The organism is Falsirhodobacter xinxiangensis (genome assembly GCF_004959935.1).
GTDB classification, from domain to species: Bacteria; Pseudomonadota; Alphaproteobacteria; order Rhodobacterales; family Rhodobacteraceae; genus Falsirhodobacter; species Falsirhodobacter xinxiangensis.
In genome coordinates this window covers 18314-40149 of the sequence record NZ_SMYN01000003.1, presented here as the reverse complement: position 1 = coordinate 40149, position 21836 = coordinate 18314, and the positions used below count along the sequence as shown (strand labels likewise).

The 21836-nt window shown below is 65.4% G+C and carries 20 protein-coding genes, 1 tRNA gene and 1 riboswitch; of the genes, 9 read left to right on the top strand and 12 right to left on the bottom strand.

The genetic code is table 11. From position 1 onward, the window contains the following. Positions 1-28 precede the first annotated feature (28 nt). The 6 genes from E2K76_RS04280 to otsB all read right to left on the bottom strand — a co-directional run bounded on the left by E2K76_RS04280 (position 29) and on the right by otsB (position 7323). A complete protein-coding gene (locus E2K76_RS04280; RefSeq protein ID WP_136683044.1) occupies positions 29-3121 on the bottom strand; it encodes an efflux RND transporter permease subunit in 3093 nt (1030 codons plus the stop codon). Positions 3122-3133: 12 nt separating this feature from the next. Continuing rightward, a complete protein-coding gene (locus E2K76_RS04275) occupies positions 3134-4261 on the bottom strand; it encodes an efflux RND transporter periplasmic adaptor subunit (protein WP_136683043.1) in 1128 nt (375 codons plus the stop codon). Further along, the gene (locus tag E2K76_RS04270) at positions 4258-4842 is read right to left on the bottom strand and encodes a TetR/AcrR family transcriptional regulator (protein WP_136683042.1); all 585 of its coding nucleotides are present in this window, start codon (positions 4840-4842) and stop codon (positions 4258-4260) included. The genes E2K76_RS04275 and E2K76_RS04270 overlap by 4 nt, the downstream gene beginning before the upstream one ends. Positions 4843-4929: 87 nt before the next feature. Then, positions 4930-5121: a hypothetical protein gene (locus E2K76_RS04265; protein WP_136683041.1), complete on the bottom strand. Its 192-nt coding sequence runs from the start codon at positions 5119-5121 to the stop codon at positions 4930-4932. A 79-nt stretch (positions 5122-5200) separates the two neighbouring features. Beyond that, entirely contained in the window at positions 5201-6595 is a 1395-nt protein-coding gene (otsA, locus tag E2K76_RS04260) for an alpha,alpha-trehalose-phosphate synthase (UDP-forming) (RefSeq protein WP_136683040.1), read from the bottom strand. Then, positions 6583-7323, bottom strand: coding sequence for a trehalose-phosphatase (otsB, locus tag E2K76_RS04255; RefSeq protein WP_136683039.1), 741 nt, complete (start codon positions 7321-7323; stop codon positions 6583-6585). The genes otsA and otsB overlap by 13 nt, the downstream gene beginning before the upstream one ends. Between otsB and E2K76_RS04250 the strand changes: the two genes are divergently transcribed. After that, positions 7324-8244, top strand: coding sequence for an SDR family oxidoreductase (locus tag E2K76_RS04250; protein WP_220432169.1), 921 nt, complete (start codon positions 7324-7326; stop codon positions 8242-8244). It abuts the gene before it with no gap. On the opposite strand, the gene E2K76_RS04245 is transcribed toward E2K76_RS04250, so the two are convergent. From E2K76_RS04245 to E2K76_RS04230, 4 genes are all read right to left on the bottom strand, one after another. Then, a complete protein-coding gene (locus tag E2K76_RS04245; protein WP_136683038.1) occupies positions 8245-9207 on the bottom strand; it encodes an ABC transporter substrate-binding protein in 963 nt (320 codons plus the stop codon). Next, positions 9204-9902 carry an ABC transporter ATP-binding protein gene (locus E2K76_RS04240; RefSeq protein ID WP_220432168.1) on the bottom strand — a complete coding sequence of 233 codons (699 nt, stop codon included), beginning with the start codon at positions 9900-9902 and terminating at the stop codon, positions 9204-9206. The genes E2K76_RS04245 and E2K76_RS04240 overlap by 4 nt, the downstream gene beginning before the upstream one ends. Beyond that, complete coding sequence (locus E2K76_RS04235; protein ID WP_136683036.1) at positions 9902-10627, bottom strand: ABC transporter permease; 726 nt, start codon at positions 10625-10627, stop codon at positions 9902-9904. Before E2K76_RS04235 ends, E2K76_RS04240 begins: the two co-directional genes overlap by 1 nt. Further along, a complete protein-coding gene (locus E2K76_RS04230; RefSeq protein ID WP_136683035.1) occupies positions 10627-11232 on the bottom strand; it encodes a YkoF family thiamine/hydroxymethylpyrimidine-binding protein in 606 nt (201 codons plus the stop codon). The genes E2K76_RS04235 and E2K76_RS04230 overlap by 1 nt, the downstream gene beginning before the upstream one ends. Then, a riboswitch (TPP riboswitch) is annotated at positions 11226-11339 on the bottom strand. Its footprint overlaps the gene before it by 7 nt. An 84-nt stretch (positions 11340-11423) precedes the next feature. Here E2K76_RS04230 and treZ point away from each other — a divergent pair. Next, positions 11424-13079, top strand: a complete 1656-nt coding sequence (gene treZ, locus E2K76_RS04225; RefSeq protein ID WP_136683034.1) for a malto-oligosyltrehalose trehalohydrolase — start codon at positions 11424-11426, stop codon at positions 13077-13079. Here treZ and E2K76_RS04220 read toward each other — a convergent pair whose 3' ends face one another. Continuing rightward, positions 13080-13937, bottom strand: a complete 858-nt coding sequence (locus E2K76_RS04220) for an SDR family oxidoreductase (protein ID WP_136683033.1) — start codon at positions 13935-13937, stop codon at positions 13080-13082. It lies immediately after the preceding gene. Between the two features lie 290 nt (positions 13938-14227). On the opposite strand from E2K76_RS04220, the gene E2K76_RS04215 reads away from it, so the two are divergent. From E2K76_RS04215 to E2K76_RS04195, 5 genes are all read left to right on the top strand, one after another. After that, the gene (locus E2K76_RS04215; RefSeq protein WP_136683032.1) at positions 14228-15700 is read left to right on the top strand and encodes an AMP nucleosidase; all 1473 of its coding nucleotides are present in this window, start codon (positions 14228-14230) and stop codon (positions 15698-15700) included. A 110-nt stretch (positions 15701-15810) separates the two neighbouring features. Then, positions 15811-16098, top strand: a complete 288-nt coding sequence (locus E2K76_RS04210) for an HU family DNA-binding protein (RefSeq protein WP_136683031.1) — start codon at positions 15811-15813, stop codon at positions 16096-16098. Between the two features lie 64 nt (positions 16099-16162). Next, positions 16163-17038: a DMT family transporter gene (locus tag E2K76_RS04205; RefSeq protein WP_136683030.1), complete on the top strand. Its 876-nt coding sequence runs from the start codon at positions 16163-16165 to the stop codon at positions 17036-17038. A gap of 138 nt (positions 17039-17176) precedes the next feature. Continuing rightward, complete coding sequence (locus E2K76_RS04200) at positions 17177-19192, top strand: TonB-dependent receptor domain-containing protein (protein ID WP_246032885.1); 2016 nt, start codon at positions 17177-17179, stop codon at positions 19190-19192. Between the two features lie 74 nt (positions 19193-19266). Next, a complete protein-coding gene (locus E2K76_RS04195) occupies positions 19267-20520 on the top strand; it encodes a DNA polymerase IV (RefSeq protein WP_136683029.1) in 1254 nt (417 codons plus the stop codon). A 1-nt stretch (position 20521) separates the two neighbouring features. On the opposite strand, the gene E2K76_RS04190 is transcribed toward E2K76_RS04195, so the two are convergent. Continuing rightward, the gene (locus E2K76_RS04190; protein ID WP_136683028.1) at positions 20522-21385 is read right to left on the bottom strand and encodes an N-formylglutamate amidohydrolase; all 864 of its coding nucleotides are present in this window, start codon (positions 21383-21385) and stop codon (positions 20522-20524) included. Between the two features lie 122 nt (positions 21386-21507). On the opposite strand from E2K76_RS04190, the gene E2K76_RS04185 reads away from it, so the two are divergent. Together E2K76_RS04185 and ykgO are read left to right on the top strand one after the other, a co-directional pair. Then, positions 21508-21582 (top strand) — tRNA-Val (locus tag E2K76_RS04185). A gap of 73 nt (positions 21583-21655) precedes the next feature. Beyond that, positions 21656-21781, top strand: coding sequence for a type B 50S ribosomal protein L36 (ykgO, locus tag E2K76_RS04180; protein ID WP_045388515.1), 126 nt, complete (start codon positions 21656-21658; stop codon positions 21779-21781). Positions 21782-21836: the final 55 nt, after the last annotated feature.

Below are 21836 nucleotides of genomic sequence, written 5' to 3'. Positions count from 1 at the left end.
GGGCGCCCCGTGGGGCGCCCTTTTCATGTCATGCCTTGCGGCGCAGCTTGCTGAAGATGTTCAGCACGAAGACGAAGAACACCGGCACGAAGAAGATCGCAAGGATCGTGGCCGAGATCATCCCCCCGATCACCCCGGTCCCGATCGCGTTCTGCGAAGCGGCCGACGCGCCCGTGGCGATGGCCAGCGGCACCACGCCCAGCGTGAACGCCATCGAGGTCATCAGGATCGGGCGGAAGCGCAGCTTTGCCGCCTCGACCGCCGCTTCGATCAGGGTCATGCCCTGTTCGCGCAGGTCCTTGGCGAATTCCACGATCAGAATCGCGTTCTTCGCCGAAAGGCCGATGATCGCGATCAACCCCACCTTGAAATACACGTCGTTCGGCATGTCGCGCAGCATCACCGCCGCGATACAGCCGATGACGCCCAGCGGCACGACCAGCATCACCGAAAGCGGGATCGACCAGCTTTCGTAAAGCCCCGACAGCAGCAGGAAGATGAACAGGACCGACATCGCGAACAGGATGGTCGAGGTGTTGCCCGAGGAAATCTCCTCCAGCGTCTGGCCGGTCCATTCATAGGCGAAGCCCTGCGGAAGCTGTGCGGCCAGCCGCTCCATCTCTGCCACGGCAGCACCGGAGGAATAGCCGGGCATCGCCTGACCCGCGATCCGCACCGCCTGATAGCCATTATAGCCGACGACCTGGCTCGCCCCCTGTTCCCATTCCACCGTCGCGAAGGACGAGAAGGGGACCATCCCGCCATTCGAATTGCGCACGGTCAGATTCAGGATGTCCTCGGCCTGCATCCGGCTGTCCTGCTGCGCCTGGACGATCACGCGCTGCATCTTCCCCTGGTTCGGGAAGTCGTTGACATAGGTGGAGCCGAGGTTGGCCGAGATGGTCTGGTTGATGTCGCTGAAGGCGACGCCGAAGGTCTGGGCCTTGTCGCGGTCGATCACGATCGACACCTGCGCGGCGGCGGGCATCCCTTCGGTCCGCAGGCCGGTGACGATGCCGCCCTTCTGCGCTTCTTCCATCAGTTGCGCCGCGGCCGCGTTCAGCGCCTGCTGCCCGTTCCCGCCCCGGTCCTGAAGGCGGAAGGTGAACCCGCCCGAGGTGCCGAAGCCCGGAATCGCCGGCGGCGACAGCGAGAAGATCTGCGCGTCCTTTTCCGCGAACAGGGTCATGTTGGCGTTCATCGCAATCTCGTCCGCGGTCTGGTCACGGTCTGCCCAGTCGGTGAAGGTGATGAAGGCAAGCCCCGCGTTCGGCCCCTGACCCGAGAAGGAGAAGCCGCGGATGGCGAAGATATTCTCGATCGCCGGGTTCTCTTGGTAATAGCCCTCGATCCGGCGGATCGCGGCATCGGTCCGCTGCGAACTGGCGGTGGCCGGGGTCTGGATGTCAGAGATGATGAAGCCCTGATCCTCGTTCGGAAGGAACGAAGTCGGCAGCGAGGTGAAGCCCAAGCCGGTGATCGCGACGATGCCGACATAGATCAGCATCACGAGGCCGGTGCGCCGCGTCAGGATCTTCACGCTGTTGCTGTAACGGTTCGTCGCCGCGTCGAACTTGCGGTTGAACCAGCCGAAGAAGCCCTTCTTCTCGTGATGGCCCTTGATCGGCTTCAGGAACGTCGCACACAGCGCGGGCGTCAGCGTCAATGCAAGGAAGGCCGAGAACAGGATCGAGACCACCATCGTCAGCGCGAACTGGCGATAGATGATGCCGGTCGATCCGGGGAAGAAGGCCATCGGGATGAACACCGCCGCCAGCACCAGCGTGATGCCGATGATCGCGCCCGAAATCTCGCCCATGGCTTTTTGCGTGGCTTCCTTGGGGGGCAGCCCCTCGGTCGCCATGATGCGTTCCACGTTTTCGATCACGACGATGGCGTCATCGACAAGGATGCCGATGGCCAGAACCATCGCGAACATGGTCAGCACGTTGATGGAGAAACCCGCGACCAGCATTACCGCGATGGTCCCCGCCAGCGCGATCGGCACCACGATGGTCGGGATCACGGTATAGCGGAAGTTCTGCAGGAACAGGAACATCACGATGAACACGAGGACCATCGCCTCGATCAGCGTGTGGATCACCTTTTCGATGGATTTGGCGACGAAAGGCGAGGTGTCGTAGGGGATCGAGTATTCGACGCCCTCGGGGAAGAACGCCGAAAGCTCGGCCATCTTGGCCTGGATTTCCTCGGATGTGGCAAGGGCGTTGCCGGTGGTGGACAGCTGCACCCCGATCCCGGCGGCGGGAAGGCCGTTCAGGCGCGAGGCGAAGTTGTAGCTGTCGGACCCGATCTCGACCGTGGCGACGTCGCGCAGACGGACGGTGGAGCCGTCCGGGTTGGCGCGCAGGACGATGTTGCCGAATTCTTCGGGTTCGGTCAGCTGGCCCTTGACCAGAACGGTCGCGGTCAGCTGTTGGCCGATGGGGTTCGGGTCGGCACCGATCTGGCCCGCCGCGACCTGCGCATTCTGGGCCTGGATGGCCGAGGCCACATCGGCGGGCGACATGTTCAGGCCCGTCAGCTTGTCCGGGTCCAGCCAGACGCGCATCGCTTCTTCGGACGCGAAGACCTGCGCGCGGCCAACGCCGTCGATCCGGCGGATTTCACCGACCACGTTGCGGTTGATGTAATCGCCCAACGCGGTCGCATCCATCGTCCCGTCGGACGAGGTCAGCGCGACCACCATCAGAAAGCCCGCGCCCGCCTCTTCGACCGTGACGCCCTGATCGACGACCGATTGCGGCAGCACGGGTTCGACCCGGCTGACCGCGTTCTGCACGTCCACCTGCGCGGTGCCCACATCGGTGCCCGGCGCGAAGGTCGCGGTGATCGACACCGAGCCGGACACGTCCGAGGTCGATTCGAAATACTGGATGCCCTGAATGCCGTTCAGCTCCTCCTCGATGGGCTGGGCGACGGACTGATACATCTCGGTCGGGGTGGCGCCGGTGTAGACCGTCGAGATCTGGATCTGCGGCGGCGCCACCTGCGGGTATTGCGCGATCGGCATCTGCGGCAGCGACAAAAGCCCCGCGATGACGATGAAGATCGATATCACCCAGGCAAGAACCGGGCGAGTGATGAAGAATTGTGCCATGAATTCCTGCCGTTATTCAGCCAGCGCGGCCTGCTGCCACGCCTCGGGGACGACCTTTGCGTCGGGGAACAGCTTTTGCGCCCCTTCGACGACGACGCGCTCGCCTGCATTCAGCCCGTCATCGACAAGCCAGCGGCCGTTGACGGTCTGGCCCAGCGTCACGGTGCGAAGTTCGACCGTGTCGCCGTCCTTGACGACATAGACCTGCGCATCGCCCTGCTGGTTGCGGATCACCGCCATCTGCGGGATCGCCAGCGCGTCGTTGCGGACGGCCTGTTCGATGCGGATGCGGACGTAAAGGCCCGGCAGCAGGTTGCCCTCGGGGTTCGGGAATTCGCCGCGCAGCGTCACCTGACCCGTGGACTGATCCACCGTCGCTTCGGAGAACAGCAGCTTGCCCGGATGATCGTATTCGGTGCCGTCGTCATAGAACATATGCACCTGCGCTTCGCCGGGGGCGGTTGCGACAAGCTGCCCCGCTTCCATCGCGCGGCGCAGGCGCAGCACTTCGGACGAGGATTGCGTGAAGTCGGCATAGACCGGATCAAGCTGCTGAATGGTCGCCATCACGTCGGTCTGCGCCGCGACGAGCGCGCCTTCGGTGATGGTGGCCCGCCCGATGGTGCCGTCGATGGGTGCCTTCACCTCGGTATAGTCGAGGTTCAGCTGCGCTTCCTGCAGCGAGGCTTCGGCGATGGCGACGTCGGCATCGGCCTGCGCCAGCGCGGTGATCGCGGCGTCATAGGTGGTGGCCGAAGACACGCGGCGGTCGCGCAGTTCCTGCTGGCGGTCGGCCTCGGTCCGGGCGTTCAGCTGCGCCGCGCGGGCGCGTTGCAGCGTACCTTCGGCAGAGGCGACGCGGACACGGTAAGGGGCGGGGTCGATGCGATACAGCACGTCGCCCTGATTGACCACGCTGCCCTGTTCGAAGACGCGTTCGACAACGATACCGCCGACGCGCGGGCGCACCTCGGCGATGCGGGTGGCCGAAATGCGGCCCGGAAGTTCATTCACCACCGGAAGCGGTTCCGGCGTCAGGGTGATGACGCTGACGGGGGTGGGGGGCATTTCGCCGCCCTGCTGGGCAAGGGCGGGCGATGCGGCAAGAAGGCTCAGGGCCAGGATACGAAAGGCTTTCATTTTTGGACCTGCGGATTGGAGAGGGAGGTGTCGGGTTCGCCCGACATCAGCCATGCGATGTCGGTCAGGATCTGTTGGCGTTCCGCTTCCGAAAAGGTGTGGAAGCCGAAATATTCCATCGAAAGAAGACCGTTCAGTGCCAGCCATGACAGGCGGGCCGAGCGGGGATCGTCGGATTGCGAAAGGATGCGGCAGACGTCTTCGTTGAACGCCTCGCGCATCAGGGTGCGGCAGACGTCATTGGTGCCCGTCCCCGCCGAGATGACCATGGCGGTTGCCATGTCCTCTTCGGAGGGCGGCGTGCAGGAACAGTCCAGAAGCGCGCGCAGCCATGCGTTCGGCTCGCCCTCGCGGGCTTCGGCGGCCCGGGCGATGTTGGCGCGCTTTTCGTCGATGCGGGATTTGATGAAGGCGGCCAGAAGCTGGTTCTTGTTCTGGAAGTCGTAGACCACGCTGGATTTGCTGATGCCCGCCTCTTTGGCGACGGCATCTATGCTCAGCCCGGCGATGCCGGACTGGCGGACGACCGATTCGATCGCCTCCATCGTGACGTTACGATCAATGGTGCGCTTGCGTCCCAAGCTGCCCTCGCTGCACTGCGGAAAATAGATATACGCTCGTTCGGATATAATCCAAAGCGCGTCAGGTCAAGCGAAACTCCGCCGAACTCAGGCCGCGCGCCCGCGTTTGCAACTCCAACGTGCAATCCGCCAGTCGGGATGCGTATCGATCCAGCGGGCAAGGTAGGGCTGCGCCTCGAAGGCGCAGACAATCGGGTTTTCGGCGTAATAGGCCACGCTGCGCTTTTCGCAGGCCGAGGGCGAGGCGGTCAGGCAGGCGATGAAGATCAACTCGATCATTGGCGAACCCGCATGGAAGGGTGCCTTCCATCGGCATCATGCCTTACCCGGGCCGCGAATCCGAGACCTTTTGCCGCAGTCAGGCGTCCAGCGCGCGAAGATAGTCGCGGCACCATGCCTGCACGTCATGCGCCAGCAGATGATCCATCATCCCGCGCCAGCGTTCGCGCCGTTCTTCGGGGGACATCGACAGGGCGCGTTCGATGGCTTGCGCGGTCTGTTCGCTGTCATGCGGGTTGCACAGGACGGCGCCCTTCAGCTCCTGCGCCGCACCGGCAAAGCGCGACAGGACCAGAACGCCCGGATCGTCGGGATTCTGGGCCGCGACATATTCCTTGGCCACAAGGTTCATCCCGTCACGCAGCGGCGTGACCAGCCCGACCCGCGCCTCGCGATACAGCCCCGCCAGCGATTGCCGCCCGACCGAGCGGTTCACGTAACGCACCGGCGTCCAGTCTATCTGCCCCAGCGTGCCGTTCACATGGCCGGCCAGCGATTCCACCTGCTTTTGCATCTGCCGATATTCCGGCACGTCGGATCGCGAGCTTGGCGCGACCTGAAGCAGCGTCACCTTGCCCTGCCGGTCGGGATAGTCCTGCAAGAACCGCTCGAACGCATTGATCCGTTCGGGGATGCCCTTTGAATAGTCCAGCCGGTCCACCCCGATGATCAGCGCGCGGTCGCCCATGCTGGCGCGCATGTCGCGCACCGTCTGCGTGCGGCGCGAATTGGCGGCAAGGCGGGCGAAATCCTCGGTCTCGATTCCGATGGCGAAGGTGGCGGCGCGGAAGTCGCGGCCGTAGGCGGTCAGGCTGGCCGAGGACGGGCTGGCAGCATCGTCCGCCGCGCGCCCGCCTTCGCCCTCGCGGATCAGGCAGCTGATGTAATTGTCCAGATCGTGATCGGTCTGGAAACCCACGAGGTCATAGGCCGAAAGCCCGCGCAGGATCTGATCATAGATCGGCATCGCGAACAGGATGTCGGCGGGTGGCCACGGGATGTGCAGGAAGAACCCGATCTTGTTCTTCACCCCGCGGCGGCGCAATTCCTCGGCCAGCGGGATCAGGTGATAGTCGTGCACCCAGATCGTGTCGTCAGGCTCCAGCAGCGGCAGCAGCCGGTCCGCGAACATGCGGTTCACGCGGAAATAGCCGTCCTTTTCCCGCCGCGCATATTCGGCAAGGTCCAGACGGCAATGAAAGATCGGCCACAGCACGCGATTGGCGAAGCCGCTGTAATATTCGTCCATGTCCTTCTTCGACAGGTCGGTCAGGACATAGCTGATCTTGCCATTCTCGCGCGTGGAGACCGGGCCGGGCTCGTTCGCACCGACGGATTTGCCGGACCAGCCGAACCAGATGCCGCCCTTGTCCTGAAGCGCGGCATGGACCGCGACGGCCAGTCCGCCCGCAGGGATGTTGCCGCGCTTGTCGGGCAGCGGCACGCGGTTCGATACGACGATCAGCCGGCCCATGCGATCCCCCGCAGAATGTCGCGCAGTGCTTCCGGCGAGGGCAGATGCGCCTTTGCCGCCGTGGGCTGTTCCGGATCGCCCACGCGGATGCCGATTCCCCCGGCGGCGCTTGCGATCGGGAACATCGCCTCGTCCGTCACATCGTCGCCGATCGCGATGGGGCGGCGGCCCTTGAATGGCGCTTCGGACAGAAAGGCGGTCAGCGCCGCGCCCTTGCTTGCCCCCGAGGGGCGCAGCTCGATCATCATCTTGCCGCGCTGGAGCGTCCATGCGTCGCCCACTTCGCGTGCCACAACCTCCATGGCGGCCTCGGCCTCGGCCTGACGATCCGGCGCGCCCCGGTAATGAAGCGTGAGGGCGGCGGCCTTGTCCTCCACCACCATGCCGGGGATGTCCGCGAAATGGGCCAGCCGCGCGCGGGCAAGGTCTAGCCCCGGCGGAACCTCGACCATCTGCATCCCGCCATCCGCGCGTCGCCGTTCGAACCCGTGCAGGCCCGCCATCGGAAAGGCATGACCGAACCGCCCGTCGGCCCAGTCGATCCGCCGCCCGGTCACCAGCGCCAGCGCGCCTCCCATCCGGTCCGACAGCCGCCGCAACATCTCTGTCAGATCGGGCGGGATCTCGACCCCTTCGGGGGTGGGGGCCAGATCGATCAGCGTGCCGTCGATGTCGAGGAAGATCGCGTGGTCCGAGGGGCGCGTGGCAAGGTCGGAAAGGGGGTGCATATGTCCATGGTTGTTGTTCCGGGGGCAGGACAGAAGCTGTGGCAACCTGCCGCGATGTCCAACCTTTTCTGCGGGAACCTGCTGCGCTGCGGCGCGGTTGCGCCTGCGATACAGGAGGACTGCATGGACCGTGACACCCCCGCCGACTTCACCCCGCGCTTTGCCGGATCGGACCGGTTGAAGGGCCGCATCTGCTTTGTTTCGGGCGGGTCGTCCGGCATCGGGCGGGCGGTGGCACGCCTTTATGCCCGCGAGGGGGCGAAAGTCGCGATCACGTGGCACAGCGACGAGGATGAGGCCGACGAGGCCGCTGCCGAGATCAGGGACGAGGGCGGCGAGGTGCTGGTGCTGAAGCTGGACGCGTCGGACCGCGCCGACTGCTTTCGTGCGATCCGCGACACGGTGCAGCATTTCGGCGCATTGGACGTGCTGGTCTGCAACGCGGGCATCCAGAGGTCCGAAACGGACGTCACGAAGATCGACGAGGCGTGGGTCCGGCAGATCTTCGCAACCAATGTCCACGGGTATCTGTGGCTGGTGCAGGCCGCGCTGGAGCATATGCGGCGCGGGTCGGCCATCGTCTTCACCACTTCGGTCAATGCCTATCGCGGGCATCGGATGCTGGTGGACTATTCCGCCACCAAAGGGGCGGAGCTTGCCCTGCTGCGGTCATTGGCGGCGAACCTGACGGATCGCGGCATCCGGGTGAACGGGGTCGCGCCGGGGCCGATCTGGACGCCGCTGATCGGCGAGACGATGCCCGCCGATGACGTCGCGCAATTCGGTCAGGACGTGCCGATGGGCCGCCCCGGCCAGCCGAACGAGGTCGCCCCGGCGTTTCTGTTCCTTGCCTGCGAGGATTCCAGCTATGTCACCGGGCAGGTGATCCACCCCAATGGCGGCATCCCGGTGAACGGCTGATCACCAATCACTCATCAGCCAGCTTTTGAAATCTGGGCGTTCGGTCAGCACTGCGCCCTCCGCATCCTTGAGGATGCCGTTGTCGAAGAAGAAATCCCCGGCGGCTTCGATCTTGGCTGGGTCGATCTGGCCCGCCTGGCCCGCCGCATCCACCAGATAGGCGCCATCCGCCAGCGCCTTCATCGACCCGCGGATCTGATCGGGGTTGGACAGCATTCCCGCCGTCGCGTCGATCAGGATGTCTGCGGCGGCATCCGGGTTGGCGGCGGCCCATGCGTAACCTTCGGCGGTGGCGCGCAGGAAGGCTTGCGCATCGGCCGGATGATCCGCCATCCACGATCCGCGCCCGCCGATCAGCGTGGTGTGCTGATCCGGCACGCCATAATCGGCATAGCGGAACGCCTTCTGCTCCAGCCCCAGAAGCTGCGCGTTCACGCCCTCCCAGGTATAGACCTCCAGCGTGAAATCGACCCGCCCCGAGGCCAGCGCCTCATAGGCCGAGGTGCCGAGCGTGACGTTGGTATAATCGCCCTTGCCGCCACCATTGCGGATGATGGTGCCGATCAGCGCGTTCTCGTAATCGCTGCCGAAGCCGCCATAGGTGCGACCGTCCAGATCGGCGGGCGTCTCGATCCCGCTGTCTGCGTTGAAGACCAGCCGCCCCGTCTCGTGCTGAACGACCGCATAGGCGGCCTTGAGGTCCGCCCCCGCCGCCGCGCGGGTGAAGAACCCGCCCGAGGTCAGCACCCCGAACTCGGCCACGCCGCTGTCCACCAGCACTGCCGAGGACGTGTCGGTATAGGGCAGGATCGTCACGTCCAGCCCGGCGGCGTCATAGATCCCCCGCGCTTCGGCGACGTAAAGGCCGATGTGGTTGGTGTTGGGCGTCCAGTCCAGCGCGACGGTCAGGTCGGCGGCAGCGGCGGGCGCGGCGAAAAGCATCAGGCAAAGGGCGCGGATCATGCGTCTCCCTCCAGCAGGGTTTCGAGGATTTGGGTCTCAAGACGGTGGGTGTCGCCGGTGACGGCGAATTCATGGGTCACGCGCGCCGGGCGGGCCGACAGGACATAGATGCGGTCCGACAGCGTCACCGCCTCGCGCACGTCATGGGTGACCAGAAGCGCCGTCCAGCGATGCGCGCGCCAGCGGTCTTTCAGCCAGCGCTGCATCCCGGCGCGGGTCAGCGCGTCCAGCGCGCCGAAGGGCTCGTCCAGCAGCAGCACCCGCTTGTCCTGCACCACGGTCCGCATCAGGGCGGCGCGTTGGCGCATCCCGCCCGAAAGCTGGTGCGGCCAGTGGCGCTGGAACCCGTCCAGCCCGAATTCGGCGAACAGGGGCGCGATGCGGGCGCGGGCCTCGGCGCGGGGGATGCCCTGCACCTCCAGTCCCAGCGTCACGTTGTCGATCATGCGCCGCCATGGCATCAGCGCATCGCGCTGGGGCATGAAGGCGAAGGGCTGGCCTTGCAGCGGCGCACCGTCCACGCGGATGTCGCCGGTCGCTTGCAGCGCCCCGGTCAGCACCCGGAACAGCGTCGATTTCCCTGCACCCGAGGGGCCGAGGATCGACACGAATTCCCCCCTGTTCACGGTCAGCGACAGCCGGTCGAGGATGGACCGCCCCCCAAGGGTCACGGAAAGGTCGCGTATCTCCAGCATCAGCGCCCCCATGGCATGACGATGCGCTGCACTGCGCGGGTCAGGCCGAACAGGGTCAGCGTCAGGGCGGAACTGATGCCGACCGCCGCCAGCACCAGATCGGGGCGGAAGTTGTTCTTGGCGTTCAGGATGAAGATGCCCAGACCCTGCACCGCGCCCGCGTATTCGGCAAAGATCGCGGCGACCACGGCATAGGTGATCGAAATGCGCAGCCCGTTGAAGAAGAAGGGCAGCGCCGAAGGAAGCCGCGCAAGCCGGAACACCTTGGCCCGCGACGCGCCCATGGAGTGCAGCAGCGCCTCGATCTCGGGCTCGGTTGAATCGTAGCCTTCGATCAGGGCCAGCAGCATGGGAAAGAACGTGACCAGCGCGACAAGCAGGATCTTCGGAGTCAGGCCGAAGCCGAACCACAGCACCACCAGCGGCGCGATGGCGACCAACGGCAAGGTCTGGCTGATGACGAAGACCGGCAGCAGCGCGCGGCGCAATGGGCGGGCGAAGTCCAGCAGCACCGAAAGCAGGAACGCCAGCGCGGTTGAAAACGCGAAGCCGAGGCAGGTCGCGCGGATCGTGGGCAGGGTGTTCTGCCACAGCACCTCGCGTTGCAGCCATGCCTGCACGGCGATACGGGACGGGGCGGGCAGGATCTGCGGCGGGATGCCCGACAGGCGGGCATAGCATTCCCACGCCAGAACCACCGCCACGAGGACGGGGAGGGCGCGCATCAGCGGCGGCTGGGCGAGTTGGCCGAGACCGTCAGGTCGATGGTGACATGCCCGTTCGGCGGGCCGAAGCTGCACAGTGCCTGCTGGATCGTTGCAAAGACTGCGCCACTGTCACCGCCGATCCGGGTGCAGAAATTCTTGGACCGATCAAAGGTGCCGGACCGTTTCAGGAAATCGATGCAGCCATAGATTTCTTCCATGTGGTCGCCCGCGCCCATGACGTAAAGCGACAGTTGCGCATCGGCGCGGCGGTCCAGAACGGGGGCTTCGGCGACCGCGGCAAGGGCGGCGGTCTTTCGATCCTCCAGGGGCGCGCGGATGCCATAGCTGGAGGTTTCGCAGATCGGATCGTCCGGCTCTCCGGGGCAACCGCGAGAGATGGTGGCGTGCAGCACCACATGCGCACCGGTTCCGGCGGCGTGGGCGTAAAGGTCGCGCATGGCGGGGAACAGAACCTCGGGCGGGCCGACCAGCAGGGTTGATATGTCGTCCGTCTCGATCCGCAGGCGATCGCGATAGGGGTCCAGCGCGGCAAGCGCCGCCGTGATCACGCCGACGAAATCGCCGGTCATGGGATAAAGGGATATCTGTGCGCCCGAAAACATCTCGTTTCTCCTCGCTACGCTGGCATGATCCAGATCAGCTGAAAGGGTCCGCGAGCATGCCGCCCACATCTCAGCCCCGGCGATACGGGACACCCCTGTGAATTCCGCGATGCGTAGCGGGTTCGCATTCGCCTTGCAAGGAACTTTGCGGCGGCGCGGCGCTTGTTTCGCGGGTAAGCAAGGGGTGCCGGATGCCAAGACGCTATTCATGGGGGGCAGAGCAGGTCGCCCCCGGACTGTGGAGCTTTGCGCTCTGGTCGCCCGAGGCGCGCGAGGTCGTCGCCGAGGTCGAGGGTCGCCGCATTCCGCTGGCGGCGCAGGACGGCTGGCATATCGGCGAAGGCGCGGCAGAGGCGGGCGAGCGATACAGGCTGGTCGTCGATGGTCAGGCGATCCCGGACCCCGCATCCCGCGCACAGGAAGGCGACGTGCATTCCGCCTCGGTCCTGACCGTTCCCGCGCCGCCGCCCGAATGGCCGGGTCGCCCGTGGGAAGAAGCGGTGATCTATGAGCTGCATCTGGGACTGTTCACCGAAGGCGGCACCTTCGCCTCCGCCCGCGACCGGCTGCCGGAACTGGCGCGGCTTGGCATCACGGCGGTCGAGATCATGCCGGTCGGGCAATTTCCGGGGCAGCGCGGATGGGGCTATGACGGGGTGCTGAGCTATGCGCCGCACAACGCCTATGGCAGCCCGCAGGATTTCCGCGATTTCGTGGCGGCTGCGCATGATCTGGGGATCATGGTGCTGCTGGACGTGGTCTATAACCATTTCGGGCCGGATGGGAACTGGATCGGGGCGGTGACGCCGTCCTTCTTCGATCCGTCGGAACATACGCCATGGGGCGCGGCCATTGCCTTCGACCAGCCCCCGGTGCGGCGGTTCTTCATCGAGAATGCGATCTATTGGCTGCGCGATTTCGGGCTGGATGGGCTGCGCTTCGACGCGGTGGACCAGATCCGCGACCCGGACTTTCTGGCCGAGATGGCAGCCGCCATCCGGGCCGAGGGGTTTTCCCGCCCGATCCACCTGACCACCGAGGACAACCGCAACATCACCGCGCTGCACCACCCCGACACGGGGCAGTATGACGGCGAATGGAACGACGATTACCACCACTGCATCCACGTTCTGCTGACGGGCGAGGTGCATGATTACTATGCGAGTTTCGGCCATGACCCGATGGGCGATCTGTGCCTGTCGCTGCAATGCGGATACGTCGAACAGGGCCAGCCGCGCCCGCCGAACCGGACCGGGCGGGGCGAGTCGTCCTGCGATCTTCCATGGCCGGCCTTCGTCAACTTCAATCAGAACCACGACCAGACCGGCAACCGCGCCAAGGGCGAACGGCTGCTGGCGCTGGCCGACGCGGACGCGGTGAAGGTGGCGCATGGGCTGCTGCTGTTGTCGCCGTTCACCCCCCTGCTGTTCATGGGCGAGGAGGCGGGCGAGACCGCGCCCTTCCAGTTCTTTGCCGATTACGAGGGGGAATTGGCCGACAAGACCCGCGAGGGGCGCGCGAAGGAGTTTCCGGGTTTCGAATTCACCGATCCGATCGATCCCGAAACCTATGAGGCCTGCCGCCCTCGCGCGGACGATCCGGTCTGGCGCGATCTGACGAAGCGGCTGCTGGACTTCCGCCACGACCGCATCGTGCCCCTGGTCAAAAGCGGACGGGCCGGGGAGGCGTCGGTCGAACGGACGGGGCCACGCAGTGCCGTGGCCGACTGGCCGTTCAACGCGGGTCGGCTGCGGATCGCGGTGGATTTCGGCGATGGCACCGCCCAGCGCGGGCTGTTCGGCATGGCCGAAGGCAAATGCAGCCTGTCGCTCTGGATCGAGGCGTGATCACATCATCGGAATGCCGCCGGTCACCGCGATGGTGGCCCCCGAGACATAGCTGGATATTGGATCGGCCAGCATGACGTAGGAGGATGCAAGCTCCACCGGCTGGGCCGGGCGTCCCATCGGGGATTGTTCGCCGAAATGGGCGACCTGTTCTGCGGGCATCGTCGCGGGAATCAGTGGCGTCCAGACCGGGCCGGGGGCGACGCAGTTCACCCGGATGCCCTTGGGCGCCAGCATCTGCGCCAATCCATTGGTGAAATTCTGGATCGCGCCCTTGGTCGTGGCATAGGCCAGAAGCTGCGCGCTTGGCTTGTCCGACTGGATCGAGGCGGTGTTGATGATGGACGCGCCGGGTCGCATATGCGGCACGGCCGCCTTGCACAGCCAGAACATCGCATGGACGTTCACACGGAAGGTCAGATCCCATTCGGCATCGCGTATGTCCGCAATGTCCGGAATGGCGTTCTGATGCGCGGCATTGTTCACGAGGATGTCGATCCATCCGAACTGTTCGACCGTGCGGCGGATGATCTCGCGGCAGTTGGTGGGGGTGCCGATATCGGCCTCCAGCAGCAGCGCGCGGCGGCCCTCCCGTTCGATCAGCGCGGCGGTCTCCTGCGCCTCAGCGGCTTCGGACAGGAAGGACAGCGCAACATCCGCCCCTTCGCGCGCATAGGCGATGGCGACCGCCCGCCCGATGCCGCTGTCCGCGCCGGTGATGAGCGCGACCTTCCCCGCAAGACGGCCCGCGCCCTGATAGCTTTCCTCGCCGCAGTCGGGCACCGGGTCCATCCGGCGGGCATCGCCCGGAAGCGGCTGCGGCTGCTCAGCAAAGGGGGGTTTGGGGAAAATCGTCATGGCATCTCCTCCGGGGGCATGCGGGACATCTGGCCGTGCGGGCAACTCCGCCCACCCTGCAATGTTCCGCCGCCTGCGCATCCAGAGCGCGAAAAAACACCGGGGCGTCCGGGAACCTTTCCGCGCAGGGCGGGTTCCCCATGTGCATCGACGGTTGTGCGTCCCCATCGCCTGCCTGTTGTCACCGTCGATGGTCCAAAAGCCGCCCGTGGGATGTTCCCTCTCCTGCGGGCGGCGTTTTCTTGTCCGGCGGCGCGGGCTGGTGTTAGATGCCGCCAAAAGGACAGGACATGAGCCAGGACACGCTTCTTATCCCGCAGACCCCCGCCCCCGAGGCGTTCATGGATGCCGCCGCCGCCGTGGCCCGCCTGCGCGAGATCTATGACATCGCGACCGGATTTCTGGCGCAGGCCTTCGCCGAAACCATCGGCGGTCATCGCCCCGCCGCCCGCGTTCGCGCATTCTATCCCGAGGTGCGGATCACCACGACCAGCTTCACCCGCGTCGACAGCCGGTTGTCCTTTGGATATGTCGCTGCGCCCGGCACCTATGCCACCACGGTCACGCGCCCCGACCTGTTCGCCAATTACCTGACGCAGCAGATCGACCTTTTGATCCAGAACCACGGGGTTCCGGTGGTGATCGGCGCGTCGGATACGCCGATGCCGGTGCATTTCGCGCTGGCGGGCACGCCTTCGGTTCTGGTGCCGCAGGAAGGCGCGATGGATTTCTCGATCCGCGACGTGTTCGACGTGCCGGACCTTGCGACGACCAGCGACGACATCGTGAACGGCCAGCGCCAGTTCAACGATGACGGGTCGGCCCCGCTGGCCCCGTTCACGGCGCAGCGGATCGACTATTCGCTGGCGCGGCTGACCCATTACACCGCGACCGCGCCCGAGCATTTCCAGAACCACGTCCTGTTCACCAACTACCAGTTCTATGTCGACGAGTTCGAAGCGATCGCGCGGGCGGCACTGGCAGATCCGGCCAGCGGCTATACCGCCTTCGTCGCGCCGGGGAACCAGATGATCACCGATGCGGACGCCCCCATCGCGCATCTGGCCAAGCTGCCGCAGATGCCGACCTATCACCTGAAACGTCCGAGCGGGCAGGGGATCACGCTGGTCAATATCGGCGTCGGCCCGTCGAATGCGAAGACCGCGACCGACCACATTGCCGTGCTGCGGCCCCATGCCTGGCTGATGGTCGGGCACTGTGCCGGTCTGCGCAACAGCCAGAACCTTGGCGATTTCGTGCTGGCCCATGCTTACTTGCGCGAGGATCACGTGCTGGACGCCGACCTGCCGGTCTGGGTCCCGATCCCGGCGCTGGCGGAAATCCAGATCGCGCTGGAAGACGCGGTCGAGGAAGTGACCCAGCTTGAAGGCTACGAGCTGAAACGCATCATGCGCACCGGCACCGTCGCCACCATTGACAACCGCAACTGGGAGTTGCGTGACCAGTCCGGCCCGGTCCACCGCCTGTCCCAGTCCCGCGCCATCGCGCTGGACATGGAAAGCGCGACCATCGCCGCCAACGGCTTCCGGTTCCGCGTTCCCTACGGCACGCTTTTGTGCGTGTCGGACAAGCCGCTGCATGGCGAATTGAAGCTGCCGGGCATGGCCTCGGACTTCTATCGCACGCAAGTGGCGCGCCATCTGCATATCGGCATCCGCGCCATGGAGCGCCTGCGCGAGGAGCCGATCGAGCGGATTCACAGCAGAAAACTGCGCAGTTTCGACGAGACGGCCTTCCTTTGAACGCCATCACGGGGGATTTCAGCCAAAAGGGGTTGCCTTGCGCGGGAAAAACCTGTGTAGCGGCTCAGATGCCCAATCTGGCTGAAGAATAAACGATCAGGAGACAGCAGATGTCCAAACCGATGACCAAGACCCAACTCGTCGCGACGCTGGCCGAAGAAATGGGCGGCGACAAGAAGACCGCGACCGCCGCGCTTGACGCGATCGCAGCCATCATCACGCGCGAAGTCGCTGCCGGCGGCGCCGTCACCCTGCCGGGCCTTGGCAAGGTCGTCTGTCGCGAGCGCCCCGAGCGTCAGGTCCGCAACCCGGCAACGGGCGAGACGATGACCAAGCCGGCCGACAAGCAGGTGAAGTTCACCATCGCCAAGGCGCTGAAAGACAGCGTCAACGTCTGATCCTTCGGGATGGTCGAAATGGGGGTCGCCGAAAGGCGGCCCCTTTCAGTTCCGGGGCACCCGCATGGACATCCGTTCGCTTCTAATGGGAATGGGCTTCGCGCTCATGTGGTCCTCGGCTTTCACGACCAGCCGGATGGTCGTGATCGACGCCGCCCCGCTTCATGCGCTGGCGATGCGTTTCCTGCTAGCGGGGATCGTCGGTTGCGCGATCGCCTTCGCCTTGGGCCAGCGTCCGCGGCTTGACCGGGCACAATGGCGCGCGACGATCACCTTCGGGATCTGTCAGAACGTCATCTATCTGGGCTGCAACTTCGTCGCGATGCAGTGGATCGAGGCGAGCCTTGCCGCCGTGCTCGCATCGGCCATGCCGCTGGTGGTGGCGCTGGCCGGGTGGGTCTTCTTTGGGCAGCGGTTGCGGCCCTTGGGCATCGCGGGGCTCGTGGCGGGGTTTGCGGGGGTTCTGGTCATCATGGGCTCGCGCCTGTCGGGCGGGATCGGCATCGAAGGGGTGATGCTGTGCCTTGTCGGCGTGACCGCGCTGGCCTTTGCCGCGCTGACCGTGCGCGGCGCATCGGGCGGGGGCAATCTGTTGATGGTGGTGGGGTTGCAGATGCTGGTCGGGGCTGCGGTCCTGACCGTCCTTGCGCTGCTGTTCGAGCCGTTCCGCTTCAACCCGACGCCACGGTTCTTTGCGGCCTTCATCTATACCGTGCTGGTGCCGGGCCTGGTTGCGACATGGATATGGTTTCTGCTGGTCGGGCGGATCGGAGCGGTCCGGGCGGCGACCTTTCACTTTCTGAACCCGTTCTTCGGCGTCCTGATCGCCTCGGCGCTGCTGGGCGAACGGATCGGGATGTGGGACATCGTGGGCGTCGTGATCGCCGCCGTGGGGATTCTTGCGGTGCAGATGTCGAAGGCGCGCAACAGCGGCGCCTGATTTATCTTACAACTTCACTCGGGTAATTGACCTTTTGGCCGGCCGGGACTAATCCGGCGGTCATCCCGGCAGATTGCCGGACCGCCAGCCATCGCGCGAGCCCTCATCCCCGAAGATATTTTTTACGAGGAAAGCCAGATGGCTGCATGTTCCCGCATGCGCGCCGCCCTGCTGGGCAGCGCCGCATTCCTGTTCCCCATCCAATCGCTGGCGCAAGACACGCTGCTTGCGCCCATCATCGTCGAAAGCAAGCGCGAGGTGGCGACCGACACCGCCGCGCCCGTGACCACGATCGACCAGCGCGAGATCGACGACCGGCAGGCAGGGACCATCGCAGAGCTGATCGATTCCGTTCCCGGCGTCACGCTGATGAACGGATCGACCCCGTCGGGATCGGGGATCAACATCCGCGGCTTTGGCGCCAACGGCACCTATGGCACCGACGGGATGGTGCTGATTCAGGTGGACGGCGCAACGCAGGGGGCGGAGGAGCTCTATCGGCTTGGCACCCAGCTTTACACCGACCCCGCGCTCTACAAAGAGGTCGAGGTCGGGCGCGGCACGGTGGGCAGTTTCGAATACGGGTCCGGTGTGATCGGCGGGCGCGTGCAGCTTCGCACCAAGGATGCGTCGGATTTCACCGGCGGGGTTCCGGGCTGGGCCGGGCGGCAGACGCTTGAATTCGGGTCGAACGGCGACGGGATCACCTCGTCTTCGATCCTCGCATGGCAACCGACCGAGGATCTGGAATTCCTTGGCCAATATGTCTGGCGCGATCAGGACCGGCAGGACGACGGCGACGGCAACTGGACGGGGGGCGAGGCGTTCACCCTGCGCTCGGCGCTGCTGAAGGGGAAATACACCTTCGGCGCGGCCAAGGATCAGGCGGTGACGCTGTCATGGAACGATTCCGACACGCCCGAACGCGATGTGCCCTATGACATGATGGGTCTTGGCGCGGGGTCGTTCGGCAATGTGGATCGCGATGTGAAGATGCAGACGGCGATCCTTTTGTATGAATGGGACCCGGCCAGCGCGCTGATCGATCTGGAAGCGAACCTGAGCCGGTCACGGCAGAAGATCGACAGCACCTATATCCTCGGCTCGTCCCCGAACGATCAGGGGATGGCGTTGGGCGATGCCGACCACGACACGACCACGACGAAGCTGACGGTCAAGAACACCGCGCGCTTTGCCGCAGGCGGCGATCACACGCTGCGCACCGGATTCGAAGTGATCGACCGCGACCGGGTTTCGGCCAGCTCGGCCCCGGGCGGGACGGACAAGCGTTTCGCGCTGTTCGCCGTGGACGATGTCGAGATCGGCAGGTGGACCATCAGCCCCTCGCTTCGTTACGAGACGCAGAAGCTGGAGACGTCCGAAGCCGCGATCGGCACTTTCGGCACCGAGTTCGACAATGACGCGCTGATGGGCGGGATTTCGGCGCGCTATGCCTTCGACAACGGCGTCGCGGTCTTTGCCAGCGTCGCGCATACCGAACTGCTGCCGATCCTTGACGATTACACCGCCGCCGGATTGGCGAATGGCTGGATGAACCAGAGCCAAGCGGCCCGGTCGTGGGAGTTGGGCGCGTCCTATGGCGGGGGCGACCTGTTCGCGGCGGGCGATGCCTTTGCGATCAAGGGCAACCTTTACCGCACCGACATCCGCGACATGACCACCTATAGCGGGATCGAGCAGGTGGAGATGAAGGGGCTGGAACTGGAGGCGGCCTATAGCCTTGAAAGCGGCTTCTATACCGACCTGAACCTGAACATCACCGAGGGCGACCAGTTCGTGACCGCGCAGGGCGACTGGAACTATTGGTCGAACGCGGCGGCGGACCGGCTGCGTCTGACGGTCGGGCAGCGGTTTGGCGACGAGCTGGACCTGAGCTGGGAAGCGGTTGCGAATGCGCGGTTCGACCGGGTCAACCCGACCACCTTCATGGGCGTGACGACGCCGGGGGTCGAGACGCCCGGTGGTGTCGTGCACAACATCCGCGCCAGCTATACCCCGCAGTCAGGCGTTCTGGCCGGGACGGAGTTGCGGCTGGGCGTCGAGAACCTGTTCGACCGCGACTACCGCCCGCGTCTTGCGACCCGCGATGCGGCGGGGCGGAACATCAAGTTCACCATCGCCAAGGCGTTCTGACGGCGAGGGGCGGCCTCCGCCCCTTTGCAGGGCGGGCGCTGGCGCAGTTCCGGCGGGCGGGGTATAAGGGGAACATGCCCAGCCTGTGCCGCGCCTGTCTGAACACATATGATGCAGGCGCGCGGTGCCCCGCCTGCCGCAGTCCGCGCGTGATCTCGCATCCCGAACTGTTCGACCTGTCGATCGCGCATATGGATTGCGACGCATTCTATGCCAGCGTGGAAAAGCGCGACAATCCCGAACTGCGCGACAAGCCGGTGATCGTCGGGGGCGGCACGCGGGGGGTCGTTTCCACCTGTTGCTATATCGCGCGGATTTCGGGCGTCCGATCGGCCATGCCGATGTTTCAGGCGCTGAAGCTGTGCCCGGAAGCGGTGGTCGTGAAGCCGCGTTTCGACGCCTATGTGGAGACCAGTCGCGCGATCCGCGCGATGATGGCCGAGATGACCCCGGCGATCGAGCCTCTGTCGCTGGATGAGGCGTTCATGGACCTGTCCGGCACCGCGCGTCTGCATGGCGCGCCGCCTGCGGTGATGATGGCCCGGCTGGTGAAACGGATGGAGGAGGAGTTGGGCGTCTCCGGCTCGGTCGGGCTGTCGCACAACAAGTTTCTGGCCAAGATCGCCTCGGATCTGGACAAGCCGCGCGGGTTTTCCGTGATCGGTCGGGCCGAAACGCAGGAGTTTCTGGCCCGCCAGCCGGTGCGGATCATCTGGGGCGTCGGCACCGCGGCGCAGGCGGCGCTGGAATCGGCGGGGATCAGGACGATCTCGGACCTGCTGCGGTGGGATCGGCGCGATCTTGGGGCGCGGTTCGGGTCGATGGGCGACCGGCTGTGGCGGCTGGCGCGGGGCGAGGATCAGCGGGCGGTCGCGCCGGATCACAAGCTGAAGTCGATCTCCAAGGAAACCACCTTCAACGAGGACACGGCGGACCCGGAGATTCTGGACGGGCATCTGTGGCGGCTGGCGGTGCAGGTGTCTGACCGGGCCAAGGCCAAGGATCTGTCGGGGCGGACGGTGGTGCTGAAGATGAAGCGGGCGGATTTCTCGCTGATCAGCCGCCGCCATGCCCTGGGCGATGCGACGCAGTCGGCAGACCGAATCTATCGCGAAGGGCGGGCCTTGTTCGATGCGGCGGGTCGGATCGGGCCGCTGCGGCTGATCGGGATCGGCATTTCCGATCTGGCCCCTGCGGCCGTGGCGGATCGCAGCGGCGATCTGCTGGACCCGGATGCCACGCGCCGGCGCAAGGCCGAAGCTGCGACCGACGCGATTCGTGCCCGGTTCGGGACGGATGCGATCATCAAGGGGCGCGCGCTGCGCTGAGCTATTCCGCGGCCAGCGGCAGGCTGCCCTGCCCGATCTGGCACAGGTCCGCGATGACGCCCTGCATCAGCCGCGCGAAATCGGCAAAATCGGTGCTGCGTTCGATTCGCGCTTCGTCCATGTAAAGCGAGCGGTCGATTTCCACCTGAATGGCATGCTGGTTGCGCGACGGGCGACCATAGGCCTGCGTGATATAGGCCCCGGCGAAGGGGGCGTTGCGGCTGACGCGCAATCCGGTGCGGGTGAAGGCGGCCTCCACCCGGTCCATCACATCGCGCCCGGCGGCGGCGCCGAAACGGTCGCCCAGCACGACCTGCGGACGGGGCTGGCCGTTGCGGGTATGCGAGTCGATCGCCTCGCGCGGCATCGAATGGCAGTCGATCAGAACCGCCTCGCCAAAATCGGTGCGGGTGCTTTCCAGCAATTCGCGCAGCGCGCCGTGATAGGGAATCCAGTGGCGGGCGATGCGCGATTCGGCTTCGGTGATGGAAATCTTGCCGCGATAGATGGGCCGGCCATTCGCGACAACGCGGGGAATCACCCCCAGCCCCGAGGATACGCGCGGATTGTGCGGGCTGCGCGAGATCCCTTCGATCAAGGCCGGGTCCAGTTCATCCGACGCACGATTCAGATCGATATAGGCGCGGGGGGCGCGGGCCGCGATCAGCGCCGCGCCATGCAGCGGTGCAGGGGCGAAAAGCTCGTCCACGAAGGCATCCTCGGACGAGCGGATCGCCAATGCATCAAGGGCCGTTGCAGCCAGGAAGGGCAGCGGATAGTCCCGCCCGCTATGGGGAGAGGAGAAGACCACGGACGTCGTGCACCTGACGGGCAGGTGCAGGTTATAGGCATCGGTCCCGCTCATGCGCGCCTCCTTCACGGGATTCGATATAGCGCGGATTTTTCCCGTGCCGAAACCCCTTGAACACCCCGGCGACTCTATTTATAGACACGCCACCGAACGGGCGATGGCCCAGCCGGCAGAGTGGGCGGTTAGCTCAGCGGTAGAGCACTACGTTGACATCGTAGTGGCCACTGGTTCGATCCCAGTACCGCCCACCATCTTACGCCGCCCCCATCCGTGGGGGCATGTTTGTTTCAAGGCGCACGCGCGCCGCTGAATGGGAGAAGAGAGATGAAGGTTGCGAATTCGCTCCGCTCGCTCAAGCTGCGCCACCGCGACTGCCAGGTCGTGCGCCGCAAGGGCCGCGTCTATGTGATCAACAAGACGCAGAAGCGCTTCAAGGCGCGTCAGGGCTGAGCCCGGTCGACATCGAATTTCAAAAAACCGCCGGGTAACACCGGCGGTTTTTTCT